This window comes from Desulfobaccales bacterium (assembly GCA_041648175.1).
Classification (GTDB): Bacteria; Desulfobacterota; Desulfobaccia; order Desulfobaccales; family 0-14-0-80-60-11; genus 0-14-0-80-60-11.
Genome location: JBAZPO010000001.1, coordinates 157648 through 180090, shown reverse-complemented (window position 1 = coordinate 180090; position 22443 = coordinate 157648). Strand labels below are relative to the sequence as shown.

Here is a 22443-nt window from a genome sequence, read left to right as displayed (position 1 = left end):
TGCAAGGCTGCGTGACAACATGTTTAACTAATTGAAAATTGAGATAATTTTTGCAAGATTGTTTAATGTTGGAAATCCCGGGCGCCGCGGTTCTGTCAGTAATTTTTACAGACTGTAAAGGGGATGCCAGGCGAAACCATTGCGGCGCACCCGTTTATTGCGGACCTCGCCTCCATATGATTTATAGGCAGTCTTTCCAGGATAATTGTGCCCTGGGCGCACGCTGTTTCTTCGAGCAGAGGTCTTAGCTGATGGCTGAAAGCTGAACGCTGACAGCTTTTTTTCTGGTATGATTCTTGATAGATGAAGGGTTGGGTAACGAGATGGAAACGCTCAACTTATTTCGAGAGATTTACCGCAAATTCAAAGGCCGCCGGGCCGGACCTGCCCGGGATGAACTGGCTGCGGCCTTCCGTTTCCGGTATGCCTGCTTTAAGGATTTGCTGGACTCAAATACACAACTATTAAATATTATTGCTGATATTGAAGAGAAACTCCAAGGGCGGCAGGTCTTCGGCATGTCGTATGTGCGGTCCCAGACGGCCCGGGCCGCGTTCCACGCCTTCCGCATGATTAAGAGTCTGGATGTCCTCTCCGGCCATAAGTATCCGGTGCTCTATGGCGTGCTGGATCGGATCAACTCCGGGATTAAAGAGCACTTGGGCGAGAAGAAGGAACTCCTCCTCACCGATCTGGTCCTGCCCCTGTCCCAGGTGGACCAAGGCATGGTGGATTGGGTGGGGGGCAAAAACGCCCACCTGGGCGAGGCCTTAAAGATCGGGTTGCCTATCCCCGCGGGGTTTGCCATCACTACCCGGGCCCATGCGGACTTTCTGGCCTTTAATGACCTGGTGGACGAAATCAACAAGAGAAAGATGGATATCGATCCCCAGTCCCCCTTAACGGTCCAGCAAGTCAGCGCTGACATCCAGCAGTTGATCATCGGGGCTGAGGTTCCTCCTGCACTAAAGGACGCCATCCTCGAGGCGTATGCCCGGATGCAGGCGCCTCAACCGGGGGAGGCGCCGGTGCGGGTGTCCATGCGTTCCAGCGCCATCGGCGAAGACAGCGAGCTATCCTTCGCGGGACAATATCTGACTGTCTTGAATGTGCCGGGTGACCAGCTCTTGCCGGCCTATAAGGATATCCTGGCCAGTCTCTATACGCCCCGCGCCATCTCCTATCGCCTCAACAAGGGTATAAGGGACGAAGACATCGCCATGAGCGTGGTCTGCCTTCAAATGGTCGATGCCGTGGCCAGCGGGGTGATGTATTCCCACCACCCTTTCAATATAAGAGACGACAACCTGCTCATCAGCGCGGTCTGGGGCCTGGGACCTTATGCGGTGGATGGGGTCATTACTCCGGACACTTATCGCGTCGCCAAGACCGGTTTGGCCATCCTGGATCAGAAAATCTCCCACAAGCCCGTGCAATTGGTGGCCAATCCCGATGTGGGTCTGAAGGAGATTCCGGTGCCGCCGGAGGCGCAGGGCCAGCCCTGCCTGTCCCCGGATCAAATCAAAGCCCTGGCGGGGTATGGCGTCAAACTGGAAGAGCATTATCACGGTCCCCAGGACGTGGAATGGGCCCTGGACCGGCAGGGGCGTCTTTTGGTGCTCCAGAGCCGGCCGCTGCGCCTCCAGGCCCCGACCGGCGAGGGCTTATCAGACGTTCCGGCGGTAGCGGGTTATCCGGTGTTGGTGGAAGGCGGCGCCGTGGCCTTCCCCGGCGTGGGGTGCGGACCGGCCTTTCTGGTGCACGCGGACGAGGACCTGTTGGATTTCCCCGAGGGTGCGGTGTTGGTGGCCAGGCATTCTTCGCCCAAGTTCGTCATGGTGATGCCCAAGGCCCAGGCCATTGTCTCTGATTCTGGCAGTATTTCCGGACACATGGCGTCTTTGTCCCGGGAATTTTCCATCCCCACGCTTTTAGACACCGGGACGGCGACACAGACCATTCTCCCAGGGCAGATCATTACGGTGGACGCCTACGCCTGCCGCATCTACGCAGGCCTTGTGCCTGAACTGCTGGAACTCCGGCAGGTCCGGGAATCCTACCTGAAGGATACGCCCGTCTATGCAACCTTGAAGCAGGTTGCCGAATTCATTCTGCCCCTGCGCCTGGTGGACCCGAAATCCCCGGAGTTTGCCCCGGATTTTTGCCGGTCGTTGCATGACCTGGGGAGGTTGGTGCACGAACTGTCCTACACCGAGATGTTCAAGATCAGCGACCTGGTCTCGGCCAAGGAAGGCTACGCCATGAAGTTGGACGCCCCCATCCCTCTGGACCTCTATCTCATCGACCTGGGCGGCGGGCTGACCGGCAGCGGCCAGAGCCAAAAGGTAACCGTGGGCCAGGTGACTTCCGCGCCCCTGCAAGCTTTGCTGAAGGGGATGCTGCACCAGGAGGTGCGGGGCCGGGAACCCCGCCCCGTTCAACTTTCGGGGCTCTTGTCGGTAATGCGGGAACAGATGCTGGCGTCCCCCAACGGGGAAGAACGCTTCGGCGACCGCAGTTACGCCATCATTTCCGACAAGTATCTCAACTTCTCGTCCCGGGTGGGCTATCACTACAGCGTGCTGGACGCCTACTGCGGGCAGACGGTCAACAAGAACTATATTACCTTCTCCTTCAAAGGCGGCGCAGCCGACGATACGCGCCGCAGCCGCCGGGTCCGGGCCATCGCCATCGTGCTCATGGGCCTGGATTTTTCCGTGGAGGTAAAAGGCGACCGGGTGGATGCCCGCCTGCAAAAATACGACCGCGCCATCATCGCCGACAAACTCGACCTCATCGGACGCCTGCTCATCTTCACCCGCCAGTTGGATATGCTCATGACCAGCGAGTCTAGCGTCGAGGCGGTAGCCAATAATTTCCTGCAGGGCAATTATGGTCTGGATGTGGAGGCCATGGCAAGGGGCGAAAATGGGGAAGGCGCAGCCCCGCTTCATGGAAAGTTTTGACAGATGACTTAGCATAATTTAATCTAGGCACAAGAAGTGATAAGGATACTTATATGATTCTCGAAGAAGCCAAAGCGGAAGTCTTTTGGCTGGCCTTTAAGGGCTTGCCCAAGAAAGAGCAGCACCTCATCGTGGAGAAGTTGCTGCAAGATCGTGAATTTGTCGAGGATTTGCTGGATATTGCCATTATTGAACAACGGCGGTCCGAGCCCTCCAGACCCTTAGAAGAGTATCTGGCTGAGCAAAAGTAAGGGCCTTTCATGCCTTATGTCGTCCATCTGAAAAGGTCGGTGGAAAAAGAACTGGCAGGTTTGCCCCGAGAAGTGCATCGCAAGATTATCAAACGGCTGTTGGGCCTAAAAGATAATCCCCGACCTCCCGGACCAAGAAGCTTGGTGGAGGCGAAAGATATCGGATCAGAGTGGGCGATTACCGGATATTGTACACCATCGATGATGCTCCGCAGGAGATAGAAGTAATCGGCGTAGGCCACCGGCGGGAGGTGTATCGACAGGATTGAGAAAAGGGGGCTGGCAGCGCCTTCTCTGCGATTACCGAGTCTCAAGCAAAGCGCGCGGCGGTGACCCCTGCCCTGGTTGACGGGAAATGAAGCATGCGAGTCGTTCTGCACATTCCTTGAAACCTACACCCTTCATGACATTCAGAACCAACAACCTTTGAATAATTGTTCCTCCCCTTTTAACGGCCTCTGCGCCGTGGGCTTCCTGGCCCGCACTTCTTATGCCTTGGCCCGGACCCCGGTATTGGCCCTCTTTGCAGCTTCTCTGGGCGCTGGTCCCGAGGCCATCGGCTTTTGCGTGGCCATCTCCACAATCACCGGGATATTTTTCAAAATGCCGGCTGGGGTAGTGGCAGATGTCCTGGGCAAGACCAAAACCCTCTTTGTGGGTTTGGCCTGCTTTGCCCTTGTCCCCTTTGCCTATCTGCTGGTCTCCACCTATCAGGCCCTGGTAATCGTTAGGTTTTTTCACGGCTTCGCCACCGCCATTTACGGCCCTGTCGCGATGGCCGTGGTCGTTCAAATAGCCGGTAACCGCCGCGGCGAAATGTTGTCCTGGTTCTCGTCCGTCACCATCCTGGGCAATCTCTTGGGTGCGCCCCTGGGAGGATTTCTGCTGACCCGGTTATCTGCCGGGGCCACGCCGGGATTAACCACCTTTCATATTATTTACGGCGTAGTGGCGGTCTGCGGCTTGGCGTCATTTCTCCTCGCTCTCTGGGTGCTGCGCCGCCAAACCGAGCCAGCGGCAGCACCTCACGGACGGAGCCTGGCTGCGGTTCTGGCCCAGTTTAAAACCGGGGTGAGGGAGATCCTCATGGACCGGCGGGTCTTTCTCACCAGTAACATGGAGGGAGTGCAAAACCTGTCCCTGGGAGCCTTAGAGGCTTTCCTGCCCATTTATGCCGTGACGCTTGCACAGCTTTCGGCCTTTCAGGCGGGTTTGCTGTGGGGGGTGCAGATGGTGGCCACCATTGCCTCCAAACCCATCATGGGGCGCTTCTCCGACCGTTATGGCCGCCAACCCCTGCTCTTTTGGGGCATGTGGGTCTGTGCCCTGCCCTTTGCCCTGATTCCCTGGTTCCAAGATTTTACCGTGCTCTTGCTCCTGGCGGCCATGTTCGGTCTTGGTGAGGCCGTGGTAACTTCATCCGCTGCGGCGCTAGTGGCCGACTATTGCCGGGAGGACCATTTGGGCTCGGCCATGGGGACCTTTGGCACCGTCTTCGATATCGGCCACGCCGCCGGACCTCTCCTGGCGGGCGCCCTGATCGGGCTCTGGGGTGGACTGGATTATCGGGGCCCGTTTGCCATTATTGCGGGCCTCTTAATCATTGCCGCGTTAGTTTTTAGGCTCTGGGGGACGGGGGAGAAAATAGCCTGAAAATCTTCGGGTGGAGGACAGGGACCTTGATTCCGATTATCGCGGGAAAACCTGCATGGGACCTTATTGATTCGGCTCGGGGCTCGGCACCTGGCGCAACCTGGTTTCCCGTTCCACCTTCTTCTCAAAGGCCGCGTCGATCTTGAGGAGGATTTCCTCCAGGGGGCAGGGCTTCATGAGGTAATCGTAGCCCCCCAGGCGGTTGATTTCCATGGCGGCGTCCATGGAGGCGTGGCCGCTCAAAATGATCACCTCAGCAAAGGGGGCGATCTTTTTGATTTCCGCCAGAGTGGCAAGGCCGTCCATCCCCGGCATGCGGATATCCAGGAGCACCACGTCATAGGGCTGGAGTTTGAGTTCCGTAAGGGCTGCATTCCCGCTGTCCATGGCCGTCACGGTCAAGCCTTGGGCCTTAAGCATCTTCTGCAGGTTGTCCCTGAAGCGCTCTTCATCGTCCACCAGCAATATCCGGGGCTTAGTCATGGGAAAACAGATCCCCCTCCCGGCTCAAAGGCAGGGTGATGGTGAATGTGGTGCCCTGGCCCACCCGGCTTTCCACGGCAATCTGCCCGCCCAGCCGCAGAATAATCCCATGACAGATGGACAACCCCAGCCCGGTGCCCTTACCCGGCGGCTTGGTGGTGAAAAACGGGTCGAAGATCTTGCCCAGATTTTCCTCGGGGATACCGCAGCCCGTATCGCTGAAGATCAGGTCCACGGCATCTTTGCCGCGCCTGCGCGTGGTGATGGTGACGACCCCGCTGGCCGCGATGGCCTGTGTGGCATTGGTGAGAAAATTGAGGATTACCTGGCGCAATTGGGGAGCGTCACTAAAGATGTGCGGCAATTCCTGGCCATAGTCGCGCACGATAGTGATATTGTTATGCCTGGCTTCTTTCTCCACCAGCATGGTCATGTCTTCGATGATCCGGTTGACGTCCACGGCCTGAATCACGGGGTCGCGCTTGCGGGCAAAATCCAGTAAATTCCGGGTGATTTCCGTGCAGCGGTCCACCTGCTGGACAATCTGGCGCACCGAACCGTTCAGTTCGGTGATTTCCTCGATGTCCCGGCCTTCGAGCTTCTTCAGAAGCAGGTGCATCCACTCGGCCTCCTGGCGGATGATGGCCAGGGGATTATTGATTTCGTGGGCAATGCCGGCGGACAGCTCACCGATGGCTGCCAGTTTTTGCGATTGCAGCAGGCGCTCATCCAGCAGCCAATCTCTTTTCTCAGGCGCATCCATGGTTTCACCCATACCCTAACAAGTCGCACCAAGAGCCTGGAAAACCTTTCAAGGCGTTCTCAGAGCTTGCGGTAGGAAGCCGTAGGGTATTCGCTCAGGTCTTGCCTTCCTGGATCAGCTTGCGTTCATAGGCCTGGCGCACCTTCTCCAAAAGCTCGTCTAAAGCCACCGGCTTCATGACATAATCGAAGGCCCCCAGTTGCATGCCCTGGATGCCTGATTCCACTGAGGCATGGCCGGTGAGCATGATGACTTCCGCCAGGGGTTTCTTCTTTTTGATCTCCCGCAAGGTTTCAATGCCGTCCATCCCGGGCATCTTGACATCCAGGATGATGACATCGGGATTCCGGCTCTCCAGGACTTCCAGCGCCTTATAACCGCTGTCCACTCCGGTGACTTCAATTTTTCTGGCCTGCAGCCGCTTGAGAATCGTCTCCAGAAAATCGGCCTCATCATCCACAATAAGAATCTTAAATTTCTCCATTCCTCGCCTCCTCAGGTCATCTCACCGGTAAATAAATGGTAAAAGTGGTCCCTTGACCTTCCGCGCTAGCCACCATGATCCGACCGCCTAATTTCTCTATTATACTAAAAGATATGGACAACCCCAGGCCGGTGCCTTTGCCCACCTCCTTGGTGGTGAAAAAGGGGTCGAAGATTTTTGGTATGATTTCTTTGGGCATGCCCGGGCCGGTATCGTGAATCTCTATGCAGAGTTCATGATTCTTGGCGAGATGCCGAGTATTAATGAGAATTTGACCATCTTTGCCGATGGCATCGATGCCATTGTTGATGATGTTCAGGAAGACCTGCTGTAACTGGGATTGGTCTGTGGTAATCAACGGCAGATCCGGGGCGTAATTCGACTGAATTTCGATATTGCGGTAGCGAGCCTCGTTTTTCAAAAATTCAATACTTTCATCCAGGACCTCATTGATATTGATCTTTTCGACCATGGGCTCCATACGCCGGGCAAAGCCTAGTAAGCGATGGGTCACCGTTTTTGCCCGCACCACATGATACTCGATCTTGTTGACTGCATCGGCCAGTTCCTGGAAGTTCTCACACTTTTCCACATCCTCCATGCCCAGCAGGTCCTTGATCCACCCCGCCTTCTCGCCTATCACCGCCAACGGGTTGTTAATCTCATGGGCGATGCCCGCGGCCATCTTGCCCAAGGCCGCCATCTTGCTTGACTGCATCGCCATCTCGTCGCTGGCCGCCTTGTCCCGCTCCATCCGCACCAGTTGCCCCATCATGGCCCGGGTGGTAAAGAAAGTGCCGATGATGATGAGGAGCACCCCGCCTAATCCGATAATTATTGCGAGAAAACGTGCTTGCAGAAGCGGGGTCAATTGCTCCGTGGGGTTTTCCTGGATGACCATCACCCACTTCTTCAGTTTGATGATGCCCGTGGCATACAAGAGGTTATTGCCATGAAAGACCGCCTCCTCCACCATGCCCCTGGTCGCTGCGGAGAAATTCGGGGCATCGGGGTGTTCCATGACTTTGCCGTCAAAGCGAGAGGCAGTTTGTAAGATGTTTTCGCGGTTGATAATAAAGGCATCTCCGTACTTGCCTTCCCAGGCCAGCTGCACGATGTTCTCCAGGATGTCCGAATCAATGGTGGCCCTGAGAATCCAGCTCTGGTTTCTTTCCCGGACCTTGACCGCGATGATGAAGTGCGGGATTTTTCTGAAGCCCAGAAACACATCACTCACATAAACCCCGGTGGACATAACCTCATGGAACCAGTCGGCATCTTTGTAATTTACTTTTTTCAAGGCAGCATAATATGGCCCCACGTAGGCCAGGTGATTGCCGTCCTCGTCGATTATCCCTAAGTCCAAGAATGACTTGGAGCGGGATTGGATGATGTTGAAAACCTTACTTAAATAGTCTTCGTTTTTTAATTGTTCCAATGTTTGCGTATTGGCTAGACTGGTGAGCTGAGCGATGCGCTCATTTAAGAACAGGTCGATGGAATTGCAGCGGTTCTCGGCCCGAGTTTTCATGTTCTCCATGATCTTGGCGGTATAAGAAACACTGAACTGGTGATAGATCGCCCCGCCCAAAAAGAACAGTGGGATCACGGAAAAACCCAGGGTCGCCAGGATGATGCTCCACCATAATTTCTTGTAGTGTTGCGATTGCATCAGCGTTCCTTTGCGTCCAAGGTTTAAAAAACCAGTTGCGCCAGTTACTCTGAGCACAAGAGCACCCGAGGGGGGTGTCCGACAGATTTATAAAGCAATGGTCGTTCCAAAACGGGCTGCCAGTCAATTTTGATTAAGCGGTTGATATAATAAATAAAAATATATTAATCTAATCAAGAAACTAACATATTTGCGCTGAGATCTGTCAATAATTTTTACAGGTTGTAAAGGGGCGGCCAAACCGGTCACCCTTTGGGTTATAATAAAGGTAGCTTTAGCCGCAATGCTGTTCACTTAAGCATTGGCGATATCTATTCGGATGTAGGGGCGGGGTTTCCCCGCCCAGCCCGTGTCAATTTTGAACCAGGGCGGGGAGACCCGACCCTACAAGTGCCTAAGTGAACAGCATTGGCTTTAGCCGGGCGTAAAGACGGACAAGTGGCGTGGGCCGGCGGCAGCTCGCAGCGATTCCCCTTGAATCTCCCGGCTCTCTGGGCTAAAATTTTAAGATGAAATTACATTTGGAACCAGGTTTCAGCAACCGTCCCCCGAAAGTCGAGATACCCAAGCGCTACCTGGACCCCAAGTGGGTTCAGAGCATGACACTAAGCCTCGACCACAATTATGCCATGGCAGATTTCCTGGGAGCCAGCGGCCTGAAAGACACCGACTTAAGCGACTTGACCCCGCGCCTTGCGGCTATTGATCAAGACCTGGCCGCAGGCCGGCAAAGCGGCCAGGCGGGGTTCATGGAGCTGCCCTACCAGACCGATATTATCAAAGAGATCCGTCAGGTGGCCAAGCCGCTGTTGGAGTGGTGCTGGGATGTAGTGGTGCTGGGCACTGGTGGAGCCGCGTTGGGGCCCCGGGCCTTGCATCAGGCCCTGCGCCCACCCCAACACAATAAGGTTCCTATGGCCCGCCGCAATCATAAACTGGGGCTCTGGGTGGCTGACAATATTGATCCCGACCACTTTTGGGGCTTGCTGGACGGCCTGGATATGCGCCGCACCAGCTTCAACGTCATCAGCACATCCGGTGATACCGCAGAAACCCTGGCCCAATTCCTGTGGGTCTACCAATTGTTGAAGGGCCGGTTGGGAGAGGCCAAGGCCCGAGAACGGATCATCGTCACCACCGCCCCAGGCCAGGGTGCCCTCCGGAGTCTGGTCGCCCGGGAACATTTACCCTCTCTGGCCGTACCCGCCCAGGTGGGAAGCCGCTTTTCAGTGCTCTCGGCGGTAGGGCTTTTGCCCGCGTTCTTGACCGGCATCGACGTGGAAGAACTCCTGGCCGGAGCCAGGGCTATGGATCAGCACCTGAAAGATGCGTCTATCGATAACAATCCGGCCTATCGCCTGGCGGCCCTGTTCTATCTCTTCGCCACGGCCCAAAAGCGGCCTATCCTGGTATTCATGCCGTATGCCAACGCCCTGTCGGGCCTGGCGGAGTGGTTCAGTCAGCTTTGGGCTGCAAGTCTGGGCAAACAGATTAACGGCAGCACCCCGGTAACCGCCCTGGGAGCCACCGGCCAATATTCCCAATTACAGCTTTTTATGGAAGGGCCGGACGACAAGCTGGTTACCTTCCTGACCGTGGACAAGTGTAAGAATAATATAGATATTCCAGGAAGTTATCCAGATAACCCCGCCTTCGGCCACCTGGGAGGCCACTCATTTAAGGAGCTGCTTGAGGCTGAACAGCAAGCCGCGGCCTTTAATCTGATGAAAGCCGGCCGGCCCAATCTGACGCTGCACCTGCCGGAGATCAATCCTTTTACTATCGGCCAACTGATCTATCTCTTAGAGGTGGTGACGGTGGCGGCGGCCGGTCTCTTCGGGGTCAAGGCTGACGCGCAGCCGGGAGTGGAAGGGGGCAAGCAGACTGCCTCTGGCCTGATGGGCCGCCCGGGGTTCGAAAGCTTTTGCCAGGAAGGCGCGGCCGCCCCGCCGCCCCTGGATAAGTACCGGATTACTTGAGGATTATGAAGCAGCTCAAACTCACTACTTCCTGGTGGCGTCCGGGGAAAGACCTGGACACCTTTGGGTTGGTAAAATTTTTCTCCCTGCCCGGTTTTGTGGTCATTCTGGTGTTCACCGTTATTTTGACGGTGTTCCTGACCCTCCGGACCCAACAGATGGCCCTGAAAAAGAATGAAGACTATCTGATCCTGCTCGCCTCCAACCTGAACCACCAGATTTATCAGCAGTTCGTCCTGCCCACGGCCTTTGAAAAGGGTGGGCGCATCACCCTGTCTGACCCGGAGCAATCCAAGCGGCTGGATGTGGTTGTCCGTACCACCATCCACGGCTTTCATGTGGAGCAATTGAACCAGTACGATCAGGAGGGAGTCTTCTCCTATAGCACCGCCTCAGACCTGCCCCTGGGGAAAAAAAGTGACGACGTCCTGGGAGTGAGAAAGGCCCTGGCCGGGGAAGACTACTTCGAGTTACCCGGCTATAGCCCCTTCTGGAGCATCTTTTGGCCGAACCGCTATCGGCACCAATACCTCAAGGCCTATATCCCTTTCCGGCTGGAAGACAAAGCCGTGCCCCAAACCGGTCCGGTCGTGGGCGTCATTGAGATTACCCAGAATATCTCCGAGGATCTGGCAGAGATCGCCAATTTCCGGCTCATCATTCTGGCCACCCTGGTCGTGTTCATGGGGCTGTTATTTATCGTTCTACGGCAAATCGTCAAGCAGGCCGGGTTTATCCTGGAGCGCCGCCAGGAAGAGCAGCGCCGCCTGGAGGGACAACTTCACCAGTCCGAGCGCCTGGCCGCCCTGGGGGAGATGACCGCCGGGGTCGCCCACGAGGTCCGCAACCCGCTGGGGATCATCAGTTCCACGGCCGAGCTGCTGCGCGACCGGCTGGCTCGCTATGAACCCCAGAACCGCCTGGCCCAGATTATTGTGGAAGAGTCCAACCGCCTCAATGAAAAGGTCACGGAATTCCTGGATTTCGCCCGGCCCCGCATCCCTAACTTGCGTCCCTGCGACCTGGAGGGCATGCTCGACCGGAGCCTGGAAATGCTGCAACCCGAGATTGACCGCCTGGGCATAAAGATCAGCCGGGAATATCGGCTGAATGGCCGGCCCCTGATGGTTGATCAGGATCTCTTGCACCAGGCTTTCTTGAATATTTTCTTGAATGCTATCCAGGCCTTGCCCCGAGGTGGTCACTTGACCGTGTCTACCCTGCCCGGAGCCCACGGTCACGGGGGAGAAATTTGGGTTCAGGATAATGGGGACGGCATCGAGCTCGAAACCCTAAAAAAAATTCTCAATCCGTTTTTCACCACCAAGGAAAAGGGCAGCGGCCTGGGGCTGCCTATTGTGAAAAGCATCATCGAGGCTCACCAGGGGAGCTTGAAGATTAACAGCACCGTCGGAGCGGGCACCACGATTATCATGGTCCTTCCCGATCTGGCAGCACAGAAAGCGAGTTAACTCAATCGAGCTGAAACTTAGTGGCCATGATAAACGCCCGTGGCCGAAGCAATTGGCTACCGCTCCAAAAATGACAGGTCCTGTAGGGGCGGGTTTTAAATCCTCCCCTACGGCTGGATTTCCATGATAAAACCGAGCCCGGAGTACTATGGATACGATCCTAGTCGTTGACGACGAAGTCAATTATCTCACCGTTATGGAGGCCCTCCTGAGCGAGGCGGGCTATGAAGTCCTTACGGCCGGGAGCGCCATTGAGGCTGTCAAGATTGCCGGGGCCTCGGATTTGGATCTCGTCCTCACCGACATGAAGATGCCCAAGATGACCGGCATCGAGCTGTTAGACGAATTGCAGCGCCTCTATCCGGACCTGCCGGTAATCTTTATGACCGCTTACGGCACCGTGGAAAAAGCGGTCATGGCCATGAAAAAAGGCGCCTTCGATTACGTCCTGAAACCCTTTAAGAATGAAGAGATCCTGGTCACCATCGCCAAGGCCCTGGAGCACCGTCATCTTATCCTGAAAAATCGCCTGCTGAACCAGGAATTGGACAAGAAGTACGGTTTCCCGAATATTGTGGGAGAATCCCGGGTCATGCAGGACATCCTGGCCCTGGTCAAAAGAGTGGCCCAGTCCCGGGCCACGGTGCTGATCACCGGCGAGAGCGGCACTGGCAAGGAACTCATCGCCCGGGCCATTCACCAGTGCAGCAACCGGGTCTCCAAAAGCTTTATCTCCGTCAACTGCGGCGCCTTAACCGAAACCTTGCTGGAGAGCGAACTCTTCGGGCATGAGCGGGGCGCCTTCACCCACGCCGTGGCCATGCGCAAAGGGCGCTTCGAACTGGCCGACACCGGCACCCTCTTTATGGACGAAGTGGCGGAGATGTCCCAGTCCCTCCAGGTCAAGCTCCTCAGGGTCCTGCAAGAGATGGAGTTCGAACGGGTGGGGGGCACTCGGACCATCAAGGTGGATGTCCGGGTGGTGGCGGCCTCCAACCGGGACTTGAAAGAGGAAGTGGAAGCCGGGCGCTTCCGGGAAGACCTGTTCTATCGCCTCAACGTGGTCCGTCTCCACCTGCCGCCCCTGCGCGAGCGCCAGGAAGACACACCGCTTTTGGCGACCCACTTTATCAGCAAATATGTGAAGGAAAATCTGCGGGACAAGACCCGCATCACTCCGGATGCCCTGAAGGTGCTGGTCCAGTATGCCTGGCCGGGGAACGTGCGGGAGTTGGAAAACGTCATGGAGCGGGCGGTCATCCTGTGCAGCAACAACACCATCACTCCCCATGACCTGCCCGGGGAGCTGGCGCCCGCCCCAGCCGAGTCTAAACTGGAGATCGACCGCTTCATCCCGCTCCATACCCCATTGCCCGAGGCCCTGGACACCATCGAAGAGCAGATGATCCGCCGGGCCCTGGAAAAAAGCGGCCAGATCCAGGTCCGCGCCGCCGAGATTCTTGGCATCACCAAGAGTTTGCTCCAGTATAAGTTGAAGAAGTATCATCTGACCACGTAAACCGGTGGCACAGGCGTCTCGCCTGTGCAAAAATATTGGCGGCGGGAGTCCCCGCCCGCCTTCACTTAGGCGGCCAGGGACGGCCGCTCCACCACAATGAAATTTATAGGGCGTGCCGCGCACGCCGATTTACGGCGGCCATAACCCGCCCCATATTGGTGGCACAGGCGTCTCGCCTGTGCTTTGAATAAAGAATGGGGTACTAATGTCAGAAGCAGAAGAATACGCAAAGGCGGTACAAAGTGTTGCCGATCTAGGTACAAAGGCTTTAGATGTTTCAGAAAAGCTTGGTGGGTTCTTTGCCAAGGTTTTCAAAGAGCCTGTTCAAGAAGTTTCCGGAATGATAACGGATAAATTAAGGTTTGTAAGATGGCGTAGGCTTATTCAAATGGATGATGAAGTTAATCAGATTTTATTAGACAGAGGCATTAGAGAGACACGGGGTGTTCCACCAAAATTAGCGTTACCAATTTTTGAGGAAAGCAGCTTGGAAGATGATCCGTCCCTTCAATATCTTTGGAACCATTTATTGGTAAATGCTATGGATCCAAAATTCAATGGCGAACTTAGATATGGATTTATTGATATGATTAAAAATATAACAGGGGTTGAAGCATTGATCTTAAATAAATTTTACGAAATACTCAGGAGAAATGATAAATTAATTGATATTACCAAAATTACTAACTTTACTTTAACAAAAGAGCAAATCATGGAAATGGTTGGGATAGATGGGGAAACTTACCAAGTGAGCATTTATAATTTGATGCGAACGCAATGCATTGGACCTGCGTTTTTGATCAAGGCTTTTTTAGATGAAGCTGTTGCTACTTATGAAGAGGCCGATGCTTTTGTTTTGACGCCTCTTGGTGTAAGATTTGTGGAAGCATGCATGAGATGAAATCAAAACCAATTATCTTTTGCAGGATTAAGCCTGCACCACCGGGGGTATAGGTGAAACCAGAACAATTCCCCGAAGACATCCGCCCACACCTGATCCCTTCCCCCGAAGGCGAGATGGTCTACCGTTGCCTGGAGTGCGGTGCTGAATTCGATATCACCCAGCTCCTCTATACCTGCCCCCATTGCCGGGGCCTGTTCATGTTGGAAGGCAAAAACGAATCCCGTCTGACGAAACACCCCGGGGCCTTTTGGCGGCGGCTGTTTGATTACCGGAAGATGCTCAATCTCCCGGCCCTGAGCGGCATTTTCCGGTTTTACGAACTCATTGCTCCGGTGATTCCGCTCAAGGACATCATCTACCTGGGCGAAGGCGACACCCCCCAGGTGGCGGGCAATGCCGATCTCCAGGCAGAAGTGGGCTCCCCGTTCTATTTCAAGAATGACGGCCAGAACCCCAGCGCGTCGTTTAAAGACCGGGGCATGGCCGCAGCCTTAAGTTACCTCAACTTCCTGGCCAACCAGCCGGGAGCCGGGAAGCTCTTAGCCATCTGCGCCTCCACCGGCGACACCTCCGCGGCCGCGGCCCTTTACTCGGCTTATCTGGGCGAGAAAGTGGCCTCCGCGGTGCTGCTGCCCCACGGCAAGGTCACGCCTCAGCAACTGGCCCAGCCCCTGGGCAGTGGCGCCCGGGTCTTGGAAGTCCCCGGCGTCTTCGACGACTGCATGAAGGTGGTGGAGGCCCTGGCCGACAACTACCAGGTGGCCCTGCTCAATTCCAAGAACTCCTGGCGCATCCGGGGCCAGGAGTCCTATGCGTATGAAATCGCCCAGTGGTTTGACTACGACTTGACCGCCAAAACCGTGGTGATGCCCATCGGCAACGCCGGCAACATCACCGCGATCATGCAGGGTTTTCTGCGCCTTTATGATTTGAAGATCATCGAAACCCTGCCCCAGATCATCGGAGTCCAGTCCCGCCACGCCGACCCGGTGTTCCGCTACTACCTGGAGCCGGATGCCGCCAAGCGGGTCTTTGTGCCGGTAACGGTTAAGCCCTCCGTGGCCCAGGCCGCCATGATCGGCAACCCGGTGTCCATGCCCCGGGTGATCCGTTTGGTTGCGGAATATCACCGCCGCGCCGGCACCGGCAGCGTCGCAGTGGTCCAGGTGAGCGAACAGGAGATTATGGACTCCATGCTGCAGGCCAACCGCCACGGCCATATCGCCTGCACCCAGGGCGGGGAATCCTTCGCGGGCTTTAAGGCGGCCATCCAGGCGGGCTTGCTGGCCAAGAACGCCACCGCGGTGCTGGATGCCACGGCGCATCACCTGAAATTCATCGGTTTCCAGCAGATGTATTTCGAAGATTCCTTCCCGCCGGAGTTCGAAGTTAGCCCCAAGCCGGAGTACCAAAACCGGCCCCAACTCCTGACGCCCAAAACCGATAAACCCGAGGAGAAAACCGCGGACCTGGCCGGACAAATCGCCCGGTTGTTGGAGTTGACCCCGAAAGGCTAGCAGGGTTGCCTTATCGCTGCCGGAACCTTATCTTTCCTTAAAACCGGGATAATCCCGAAAAGGAGGGAAGGATGCAAAGGGCAAAGATATGGGCATTGGTAATGGCGCTCGGTCTGCTGTTGACGATCCCCTGGTCATGCGCCTCCGGCAAGGATGCGCCGCGAGTCGATCAGGAGACTTTGAAAAGCTGGCTTGCCGATCCGCAGGTGGTCGTATTGGACGTCAGAGCCGCTAATGATTGGGAAGGCAGCGATAAAAAAATCAAAGGTGCGGTGCGCCAGGACCCGAAGGATGTGAAAACCTGGGCCGCCACCCTGCCCAAAGACAAAAAAATTGTCCTCTATTGCGCCTGAAAGAACGAAGGCACGAGCGCCCGGGTGGCGCAGCAATTGCTGGACATGGGCTTTACTCAGGTCTGGGCTTTGAAAGGCGGCTGGAAGGAATGGGAAAAGTTGGGTTACCCCACGGAGCCTAAATAAATCAGCTGATGGTGGTCAGTGGCCAGGGATCAGGGCTTAGTTAGTTCTCATCCAAAAACGCTTAAAGATGCACCCGGCCTTCAAAGTCCCCCTTTGGAAAAGGGGGATTTAGGGGGATTTTCGGGAAGTTATAAATCCCCCCAACCCCCCTTTGGTAAAGGGGGAGTCTCGGCCTCGGCGGCCACTGGTAACCGACCACTCATAGCTAAAATAGTGGCACAGGCGTCTCGCCTGTGCTATTACTTTATTCAAGCTGTTTGCCCAAGATATCCACTAGTTAAAATTCTGACGCAAGATGACTTCCAAAGAACAAAGCCCTTCAAAAGTCCCTATGCCGACTCCCCTGGCCGACAATTATTGCTTCGTTTGCGGTAAAGACAACCCCAAGGGCTTTAAAATCCAGGTGCGTTACCTTGAAGACGAGATGGCCGCGGAAACCGAGCTGTCCTTGCCCAGAGAGTTCCAGGGCTGGGCCGATGTTATCCACGGCGGCATCCTGGCCACCATGCTGGATGAATTGATGGCCCACGCGGTGTGGCATTTTGCCGGCCCCGGCGTTACCCTGAGTATGGAAGTGCGCTTCCATCAGCCCCTCAAACCCGATGAACCGATCCTGGTCCGGGGCGTGCTCCATACCCAAAATGGCAGCCGCCGCCAGGCCGAAGGGGAGGTCATCCGTCTGGCCGACGGCAGCCGCATCGCCTCCGGCAAGAGTCGCTTCCTCCTCCTCAATGACAAACCCTCCTGATGCTGCCCTCCTGTTAAGGCCATGCTCCACGTAACTATCCTCATGGTGGGTAAGACCCGGGAAGCCTTTATTCGGGAGGGCCTGGCCTTTTATCAGAAGCGCTTACGGCCGTTTATGAACCTCACCCTGACCAGCGTGCGGGAAGAGAAAGAGGCCGCGGGCCTGACTGCGGAAGCCCTCAAAAACCGGGAAGGCGAGCGCCTCCGGGCTCAAATTCCGCCACGGGCCTGGGTTGCCGCCCTCACCCCCCAAGGCCGGGAATTCACCTCGGAGGAATTCGCAATCTGGCTTACCCAACGGGAACTAGCGGCCCGGCCCCTGGCGTTGCTCATCGGCGGCCACTGGGGCCTGGATGCCGCGACCCTGGCTGCGGCCGCAGAACACCTGGCGCTGTCGCGCCTGACCCTGACCCATGAACTCTCCCGCCTCGTTATCCTGGAGCAGCTCTATCGGGCCATGACCATCAAGGCCGGCCACCCCTACCATGTTTAGTCGCACAAGCTGGTTTCATTTCACTACCTCTTGTATCCGCAAGGCTCCTGAGATATGTATAAAAGACCTCACAAGGGATAATATCGCAGGCTGTTTGCAGTTTGCGGTTTTGTGAAAGATATGGAGGCGTTTATGGGATCGGATTGGAACATCGTGGCGTTTCCGGTGATTCTGCCGTGGCGGGACGAATTTTGGACTTTGCCGCTCTACTTTCCTGACCTCAAGGTGGGAGTCACCCCGGGGTGGCCCGGTCAACTGCCCTACCAGGGGATGCCGTTGCCCAAGGAGGCCGAGGTCCATCCCCGGGAGTTGGAGCACTATAAGCCTGGAGATTTACGGCAGTGGCAGGCCTTTGAAAATTATCAGAGGGGGCAGGGGGAGGGCGACCTAATCCAGGCCCTGCGCGGCTATGGGAAACCTGCCGCACCGCCCCCACCGGCGCCTTCCCCCAATGCCTGGTCCCTGGCCTGGCAGCTTGAGAAAATGCAGGCCGACCAGGACGCCCAACTTCTCCTGGTTGACAAGGGGCAGGACTGGCTGCAGGACGTGCTCAAGCCGGAACGTTGGGAGGAGCAGCCCTCTTTCGGGCCGGTAGACGGGGTCCAAGAGACGGTGGACCCGGAGCTGGCCCAACTGCGCTATCGTCTCTGGCGCCGGGTCATGGGGCCTTTTCTGCAAGACCATTCGGCTCCCTTGCTTTTGGGCCGCACCTCCCGGGCTCTATTCCAGACCTTGAAAGGTTGGCCGGAATGGACCGAGCTGCGCACGGTACGTCTCGGTTTGCCCGGCTGCCGCAACGACGCCGAATGGCAGGCGGTTGCAGGCGACGGCAAGCCGCCCTGGCAGGATAAGTTCACGGCGCGGTTGTCCGCCCTGCTCACCGCCGCGGCCGACCATGAGGACCTGGACGCAGCCTCTCAGGAACTTCAGGAATTCGTGGAAGCGGTGATCCTGGCCAATTGGCCCTTCCCCGTCGTGTGGAATTGGGATTTGGAGATCTGGGCGCCGGATGGGGCACCGGAAGAACCGCAGCCGATCTTATGTTGGAGCGGCGCCGGTAACGGGATTCTGCCAGGCTAAACCCTCAAGGCAAACCCTGCGGCAGGGGCGTTTTGACCAGGCTCGCGCCCCTAAACCGATTTCGGGCAGGAAGTGGAGAGTCCAGGTGCGAGGATGAACGCTTATTCTTCTTCGGGTTCCGGAAAGAATTTCAAGGGGGTAGTGGGCACGATTTTCGCCGCAGCAATCTCTCGCAGGGCCATGACGATTTCTTTGTTATCCCCTTTAACCAGAACAGGGGCGCCGCGGTAGAGTTGGCGCACCCGCTTGGCCGCCAGGTGAATCAGGCCGAAGCGAGTCGGCACTTGCTCCAGGCAGTCTTCAATGGTAACCCGGGCCATAAATGGTCTCCGCTTTAAGTTTAATCGCAGGCGATGACCAACACCTGGCTCACCGCAATTCCCCGCGTAACATGTATATTTACCTTTTTTTTACGGTCCTGTCAAAGGGGGGCGGCGAGTCTGTTCCTGACCTTATGGCGATTGCCAAAAGAGTCTTTCAAAAACCGTTGGTCATCCTGAGCGAAGCGAAGGATCTCGTATTTTCGACTACTTATGAGATTCTTCGGTCGCTTCGCTCTCTCAGAATGACTAGTTTGGAGATATTTGCGAGAGGCTCAAAAGTTCCTCCCTTATTTCCCTCTCCCCTTGTAGGGAAGGTAATGGTGAGGGCTGGATAGGAAAACTTTTGGCAATGAGTTTTCATTTTTCTAGGCGGCTCAGCCCGGCTTCCGCGGCGTAATCAAATCTTCCAGTTCGGCGATCAATTGAGTCACCTGCACTGCCAGGTTGAGGCATTGCTTGCCCGCCAGGCATTCGTCCGCGTCTTTTTGGTCCAGGTAAGACCCCACGGCTTCTCCGGACTTGCTGAGTTTGAGGGCATAACGTTTGCCGGCCTCGTCCCAGGAGACGCTTAAGTCGATGTTGTTCCGGTCAATTTCAGGATGAAATTCGCGTATCTTGGCTATAACGCTGTTAGTTGGCTGGTTCATGGCGATGAGCGGCCTCCTTTACTAAACTAAAAAGTAAGGCCTCAACGGGACATTTCAAGGGGAAAAGTACAGGCTAGGGCCGCAGGGGCTTTTGCCGCCTCTGATCAGGGCAGGACGGATTAGATGGCGTCCCGGCCCTTTTCCCCGGCCAGGCGCACGAACTCCAGTTGGTCACCTTCCTGCAGGATATACGAGGCCGCCACGTCCCGGCCGTTCACCAGGGCCAGGGCGCGGGGATCGATATTCAAAGGTTCTTTTAAGGCCTGGCGCACCTCGCTGACGGATTTTCCGGCGATGGCGGCATCCAGGTTATGGACTCCGTAGCTTATCTTGACCTGACCGGAAGGGGCCTGGCCCAGTTGTTTCTGGCGGGTTAAATCTTTCAGTTGGGCGCTCATGAGACTCCGTTACCGGCCGGAAAGGCCTGTGGTTTACTCTTTCCGGCTAACCGAATTTGCCGGACCAGTTCTTTGACTTCCTCGGCGGAATAGATGCGGCCGCATCCCGGGCAGCAGATTTCCACCCCGCTTCACGTAGGACGCAGAGTGATGCTGGCCTTATGGCAATGAACACATTTCATCCGGCTAAAAATAGGCGGACAATTTCGGTAACGAATCATCCACCTGACGACACTCCCGCAAAAGCCCATTGATATAAAGCCAGGCAAAGCTCAGGAGGAATTCCGGCGCGTACTTCCGGGCTCCAACGCTGTCAAAGGCCATCTCGGACCCCTGGGGGCCGTAGCGGAACCGGAAGGACATATCCCCCAAAACAGGCCAAATCACCTCCCAGAAGTCTTCGGCCTGGGCAAAACCGCCGCAATCCATCCGGCGGATGGCCACCTCCACCACCTCGGGGGCCACCTTCTCCAAGATTTCTTCCCGGACTCCCAGAGAGACTTCCTGCATAGGGCCGGTCCCTTCCGGGGCGAAGTCCGCAAACGGCAGCCACTCCCGGCCGGGACCGTTATTCTTAAGGGAAAACTTGCCCCGGCCATAGCGGGCCAGCAGGGCCACGTAATCCCAGGCAAAGACGTAGGCGTCCTCGGTGGGGACAACCAGGCTCTTGCGGGCATAAAAGACCCGCAGGTCCGTGCCGAACTCGGACTCCTGGTCGAAGAGCAGGAAAATTTCCAGGGGCCGGAAAGGAGCTACCCGCAGCACCCACTGAATGGTGGCGTAGGGACGGCCCGGCACCAGCTCCCCCCGGAAGAGTCCGGCTAAAGCCTGGGGGTCGATGGCTGCCAGCCCCGCCAGGTCGTCGCGGTACTTTTTGCGGACATACTGGCGGATTTGGGCCTCCCAGCCGCCGCCGGCCTCGAAATGGCCCAGCGATACCAGATCGTAAGGAAAATCCAGAGAGGATGCGCCCGTGTTCAGCTTTTTTTGGCCTCCAACTTCTGATTGAATTTCTCTGCGTTGATTATAAAGCGTTCGTGCACGGCCTCGCCAATCTTTTCCTTCTCGTCGAAGGCTTCCAGCTTAAAGGTGATCTTGCGCCCTTCCACCAGGGTGATTTCGGTGACGGCCCGCACTTCCATCCCCAAAGGGGTGGGCGCGGTGTGCTTTAAGTTCATGGACATGCCCACCGAAGTTTCACCTTCCGCCAGATGGGAGGCCATCAGGTCGGCGCTGACCCCTTCGAAGAGGCCTCCCAGGAAGGGGGTGCCGAAGACGTTGGGAACCTTGGGGTAGAATTTCTGGGCGGAGTGCTCCGGCCCGGTCTTGAGCCGCATTTCATGGGTCATACCCACAGCCAGTGCCATAAGACCTCCTTGGGGTGGTAGTCAGTAGTCTGTTGCCATGATCTACATGGCGATTTCATATATATATCGTATTAATCGACGAAACGAGCGGTTAAAGGCCTTCAAATCTTGCCAATTGGAGAAATCATGAATAAGATTCTCACGAATCTCGCGTGCCAAGTCTTTTCCAATATCCGAATCAAAGAGCTTCCATGCTTTGACAGAGTCCATTTCTACAAGACGAATTGGCAGCAATTTGTTAATGTTTTCCTTGATGCCTACATCCATTGCCCAGCGTATCTCTGTTTTGACCCACTCACTTGACATACTGTTATTCGAGAGAACAAGGAGAAGTTTATCGTGCAATCTGATTGAACGTTCAAGCTGATCATGGATTATGCCGTCTCCCAGATCTTCGGCTGCTAACCATACCTTCAGCTTTCTCTTTTTCATTCGCAAATATAGTTTTTTTGCAAAGGCCTCATCCTTGTGACTGTAGCTAATGAAGCATGATAATTCGATCCGACGTGCGCGGTTGATGATTCGCATTGCTGACACAAGCTGATCTATGTTTATCCTACCTTCTCTTAATGCCCGCTCGATATAGGTATTGCAAGTTGGACAAAAAAAATTATCGGATTTCAGTGACCTATAAATATCGATAGGTTCTTCACAAAAGTCGAAAAGGCATCCCTTCGTTTCATCATGAAATTGGAGGCCGGCATATTCAGAAATAAGGCTGGTTCCAATCATGAAAAGCAAGTATAATTGAAGACTCCCGTTCTCTTTGGAATCTTTCCACAAATAAGTGCTGATTATTGAGACATTTGTCTCTAAAGCGCCTAAGAAATAGAACGCCTCCTCTTCTGATCCACGCGCAGGTGCTCCATAAGGTTCTGATGTAAGTACAATGAGCGGACGCTCATAATACTTTGGAAGTACGTGTTGCTCCGTAGCTGTATCAAGGTCATAACTCTTATTTGGTAACCGATAAGGAGACAGATCAACTTTGAGGTCTTGCACTTCATCGAAATAATACGTAGGCTGACATAAGTTAGCTACACCTAATATATTATTAACTTCATCGGTCTGGAGTTTTCCAAATTGGACTACTTTTACCCTAATTGGTTCCATCCGTTTAATCACCCTAATGTAAGATTCAATGGCGTATAAGATTTAATACCGCAAGTTTCCCCTATTCCTACTTCCCAGTTATTTTGTAAAGGAATTGCTTGAAAAAGCCCCTACAAGAGATAGTCAAATGTAT

The 22443-nt window shown here is 55.5% G+C and carries 22 protein-coding genes; 12 read left to right on the top strand and 10 right to left on the bottom strand.

What is annotated here, in order from left to right; all coding sequences use genetic code 11:
• Positions 1-323: 323 nt before the first annotated feature.
• The 3 genes from WC600_00855 (at position 324) to WC600_00845 (ending at position 4870) form a co-directional block, all read left to right on the top strand.
• On the top strand, positions 324-2966 hold the full coding sequence (locus WC600_00855; GenBank protein MFA4901273.1) for a PEP/pyruvate-binding domain-containing protein: 2643 nt from the start codon (positions 324-326) through the stop codon (positions 2964-2966).
• A gap of 53 nt (positions 2967-3019) precedes the next feature.
• Positions 3020-3217, top strand: coding sequence for a hypothetical protein (locus WC600_00850; GenBank protein ID MFA4901272.1), 198 nt, complete (start codon positions 3020-3022; stop codon positions 3215-3217).
• Between the two features lie 426 nt (positions 3218-3643).
• Positions 3644-4870, top strand: a complete 1227-nt coding sequence (locus WC600_00845; GenBank protein ID MFA4901271.1) for an MFS transporter — start codon at positions 3644-3646, stop codon at positions 4868-4870.
• A 63-nt stretch (positions 4871-4933) separates the two neighbouring features.
• Here the strand turns inward: WC600_00845 and WC600_00840 are convergent, their stop codons facing one another.
• The 4 genes from WC600_00840 to WC600_00825 all read right to left on the bottom strand — a co-directional run bounded on the left by WC600_00840 (position 4934) and on the right by WC600_00825 (position 8272).
• Positions 4934-5353, bottom strand: a complete 420-nt coding sequence (locus tag WC600_00840; GenBank protein MFA4901270.1) for a response regulator — start codon at positions 5351-5353, stop codon at positions 4934-4936.
• Positions 5346-6116 carry an ATP-binding protein gene (locus WC600_00835; GenBank protein MFA4901269.1) on the bottom strand — a complete coding sequence of 257 codons (771 nt, stop codon included), beginning with the start codon at positions 6114-6116 and terminating at the stop codon, positions 5346-5348. Before WC600_00835 ends, WC600_00840 begins: the two co-directional genes overlap by 8 nt.
• A gap of 94 nt (positions 6117-6210) precedes the next feature.
• Positions 6211-6600: a response regulator gene (locus WC600_00830; GenBank protein MFA4901268.1), complete on the bottom strand. Its 390-nt coding sequence runs from the start codon at positions 6598-6600 to the stop codon at positions 6211-6213.
• 16 nt (positions 6601-6616) lie between these two features.
• On the bottom strand, positions 6617-8272 hold the full coding sequence (locus tag WC600_00825) for an ATP-binding protein (GenBank protein MFA4901267.1): 1656 nt from the start codon (positions 8270-8272) through the stop codon (positions 6617-6619).
• 521 nt (positions 8273-8793) lie between these two features.
• Between WC600_00825 and WC600_00820 the strand changes: the two genes are divergently transcribed.
• The 9 genes from WC600_00820 (at position 8794) to WC600_00780 (ending at position 18462) form a co-directional block, all read left to right on the top strand.
• The gene (locus WC600_00820) at positions 8794-10251 is read left to right on the top strand and encodes a hypothetical protein (GenBank protein ID MFA4901266.1); all 1458 of its coding nucleotides are present in this window, start codon (positions 8794-8796) and stop codon (positions 10249-10251) included.
• A 5-nt stretch (positions 10252-10256) separates the two neighbouring features.
• On the top strand, positions 10257-11723 hold the full coding sequence (locus tag WC600_00815) for an ATP-binding protein (GenBank protein MFA4901265.1): 1467 nt from the start codon (positions 10257-10259) through the stop codon (positions 11721-11723).
• 148 nt (positions 11724-11871) lie between these two features.
• Positions 11872-13242 carry a sigma-54 dependent transcriptional regulator gene (locus tag WC600_00810; protein MFA4901264.1) on the top strand — a complete coding sequence of 457 codons (1371 nt, stop codon included), beginning with the start codon at positions 11872-11874 and terminating at the stop codon, positions 13240-13242.
• A gap of 205 nt (positions 13243-13447) precedes the next feature.
• Complete coding sequence (locus WC600_00805) at positions 13448-14143, top strand: Abi-alpha family protein (GenBank protein MFA4901263.1); 696 nt, start codon at positions 13448-13450, stop codon at positions 14141-14143.
• 53 nt (positions 14144-14196) lie between these two features.
• Positions 14197-15663 (top strand): threonine synthase, encoded by a 1467-nt coding sequence (gene thrC / locus WC600_00800; protein MFA4901262.1) that lies wholly within the window; start codon positions 14197-14199, stop codon positions 15661-15663.
• A gap of 101 nt (positions 15664-15764) precedes the next feature.
• Entirely contained in the window at positions 15765-16142 is a 378-nt protein-coding gene (locus tag WC600_00795) for a rhodanese-related (seleno)protein (protein MFA4901261.1), read from the top strand.
• A gap of 331 nt (positions 16143-16473) precedes the next feature.
• Positions 16474-16890, top strand: a complete 417-nt coding sequence (locus WC600_00790; GenBank protein ID MFA4901260.1) for a PaaI family thioesterase — start codon at positions 16474-16476, stop codon at positions 16888-16890.
• Positions 16891-16911: 21 nt separating this feature from the next.
• Entirely contained in the window at positions 16912-17382 is a 471-nt protein-coding gene (locus tag WC600_00785; GenBank protein MFA4901259.1) for a 23S rRNA (pseudouridine(1915)-N(3))-methyltransferase RlmH, read from the top strand.
• 132 nt (positions 17383-17514) lie between these two features.
• Positions 17515-18462, top strand: coding sequence for a hypothetical protein (locus tag WC600_00780; GenBank protein ID MFA4901258.1), 948 nt, complete (start codon positions 17515-17517; stop codon positions 18460-18462).
• A gap of 101 nt (positions 18463-18563) precedes the next feature.
• Here WC600_00780 and rpoZ read toward each other — a convergent pair whose 3' ends face one another.
• The 6 genes from rpoZ to WC600_00750 form a co-directional block, all read right to left on the bottom strand.
• On the bottom strand, positions 18564-18782 hold the full coding sequence (rpoZ, locus tag WC600_00775; protein MFA4901257.1) for a DNA-directed RNA polymerase subunit omega: 219 nt from the start codon (positions 18780-18782) through the stop codon (positions 18564-18566).
• A 377-nt stretch (positions 18783-19159) separates the two neighbouring features.
• Positions 19160-19432 carry a hypothetical protein gene (locus WC600_00770; protein MFA4901256.1) on the bottom strand — a complete coding sequence of 91 codons (273 nt, stop codon included), beginning with the start codon at positions 19430-19432 and terminating at the stop codon, positions 19160-19162.
• A gap of 119 nt (positions 19433-19551) precedes the next feature.
• Positions 19552-19830, bottom strand: coding sequence for a MoaD/ThiS family protein (locus WC600_00765; GenBank protein MFA4901255.1), 279 nt, complete (start codon positions 19828-19830; stop codon positions 19552-19554).
• Between the two features lie 186 nt (positions 19831-20016).
• The gene (locus WC600_00760; GenBank protein ID MFA4901254.1) at positions 20017-20628 is read right to left on the bottom strand and encodes a hypothetical protein; all 612 of its coding nucleotides are present in this window, start codon (positions 20626-20628) and stop codon (positions 20017-20019) included.
• A gap of 179 nt (positions 20629-20807) precedes the next feature.
• Complete coding sequence (locus tag WC600_00755; GenBank protein ID MFA4901253.1) at positions 20808-21197, bottom strand: thioesterase family protein; 390 nt, start codon at positions 21195-21197, stop codon at positions 20808-20810.
• A gap of 42 nt (positions 21198-21239) precedes the next feature.
• Entirely contained in the window at positions 21240-22310 is a 1071-nt protein-coding gene (locus WC600_00750) for a TIR domain-containing protein (protein MFA4901252.1), read from the bottom strand.
• Between the last annotated feature and the right edge of the window lie 133 nt (positions 22311-22443).

Bases quoted from the DNA above. Each gene is read 5' to 3' on its own strand.
- WC600_00805 (MFA4901263.1), top strand. From the start codon at position 13,448: ATGTCAGAAGCAGAAGAATACGCAAAGGCGGTACAAAGTGTTGCCGAT.
- WC600_00765 (MFA4901255.1), bottom strand. From the start codon at position 19,830: ATGAGCGCCCAACTGAAAGATTTAACCCGCCAGAAACAACTGGGCCAG.
- WC600_00850 (MFA4901272.1), top strand. From the start codon at position 3,020: ATGATTCTCGAAGAAGCCAAAGCGGAAGTCTTTTGGCTGGCCTTTAAG.
- WC600_00855 (MFA4901273.1), top strand. From the start codon at position 324: ATGGAAACGCTCAACTTATTTCGAGAGATTTACCGCAAATTCAAAGGC.
- WC600_00825 (MFA4901267.1), bottom strand. From the start codon at position 8,272: ATGCAATCGCAACACTACAAGAAATTATGGTGGAGCATCATCCTGGCG.
- WC600_00790 (MFA4901260.1), top strand. From the start codon at position 16,474: ATGCCGACTCCCCTGGCCGACAATTATTGCTTCGTTTGCGGTAAAGAC.
- WC600_00830 (MFA4901268.1), bottom strand. From the start codon at position 6,600: ATGGAGAAATTTAAGATTCTTATTGTGGATGATGAGGCCGATTTTCTG.
- WC600_00770 (MFA4901256.1), bottom strand. From the start codon at position 19,432: ATGAACCAGCCAACTAACAGCGTTATAGCCAAGATACGCGAATTTCAT.
- WC600_00785 (MFA4901259.1), top strand. From the start codon at position 16,912: ATGCTCCACGTAACTATCCTCATGGTGGGTAAGACCCGGGAAGCCTTT.
- WC600_00835 (MFA4901269.1), bottom strand. From the start codon at position 6,116: ATGGATGCGCCTGAGAAAAGAGATTGGCTGCTGGATGAGCGCCTGCTG.
- WC600_00750 (MFA4901252.1), bottom strand. From the start codon at position 22,310: ATGGAACCAATTAGGGTAAAAGTAGTCCAATTTGGAAAACTCCAGACC.
- WC600_00810 (MFA4901264.1), top strand. From the start codon at position 11,872: ATGGATACGATCCTAGTCGTTGACGACGAAGTCAATTATCTCACCGTT.
- WC600_00815 (MFA4901265.1), top strand. From the start codon at position 10,257: ATGAAGCAGCTCAAACTCACTACTTCCTGGTGGCGTCCGGGGAAAGAC.
- WC600_00755 (MFA4901253.1), bottom strand. From the start codon at position 21,197: ATGGCACTGGCTGTGGGTATGACCCATGAAATGCGGCTCAAGACCGGG.
- WC600_00840 (MFA4901270.1), bottom strand. From the start codon at position 5,353: ATGACTAAGCCCCGGATATTGCTGGTGGACGATGAAGAGCGCTTCAGG.
- rpoZ (MFA4901257.1), bottom strand. From the start codon at position 18,782: ATGGCCCGGGTTACCATTGAAGACTGCCTGGAGCAAGTGCCGACTCGC.
- WC600_00780 (MFA4901258.1), top strand. From the start codon at position 17,515: ATGGGATCGGATTGGAACATCGTGGCGTTTCCGGTGATTCTGCCGTGG.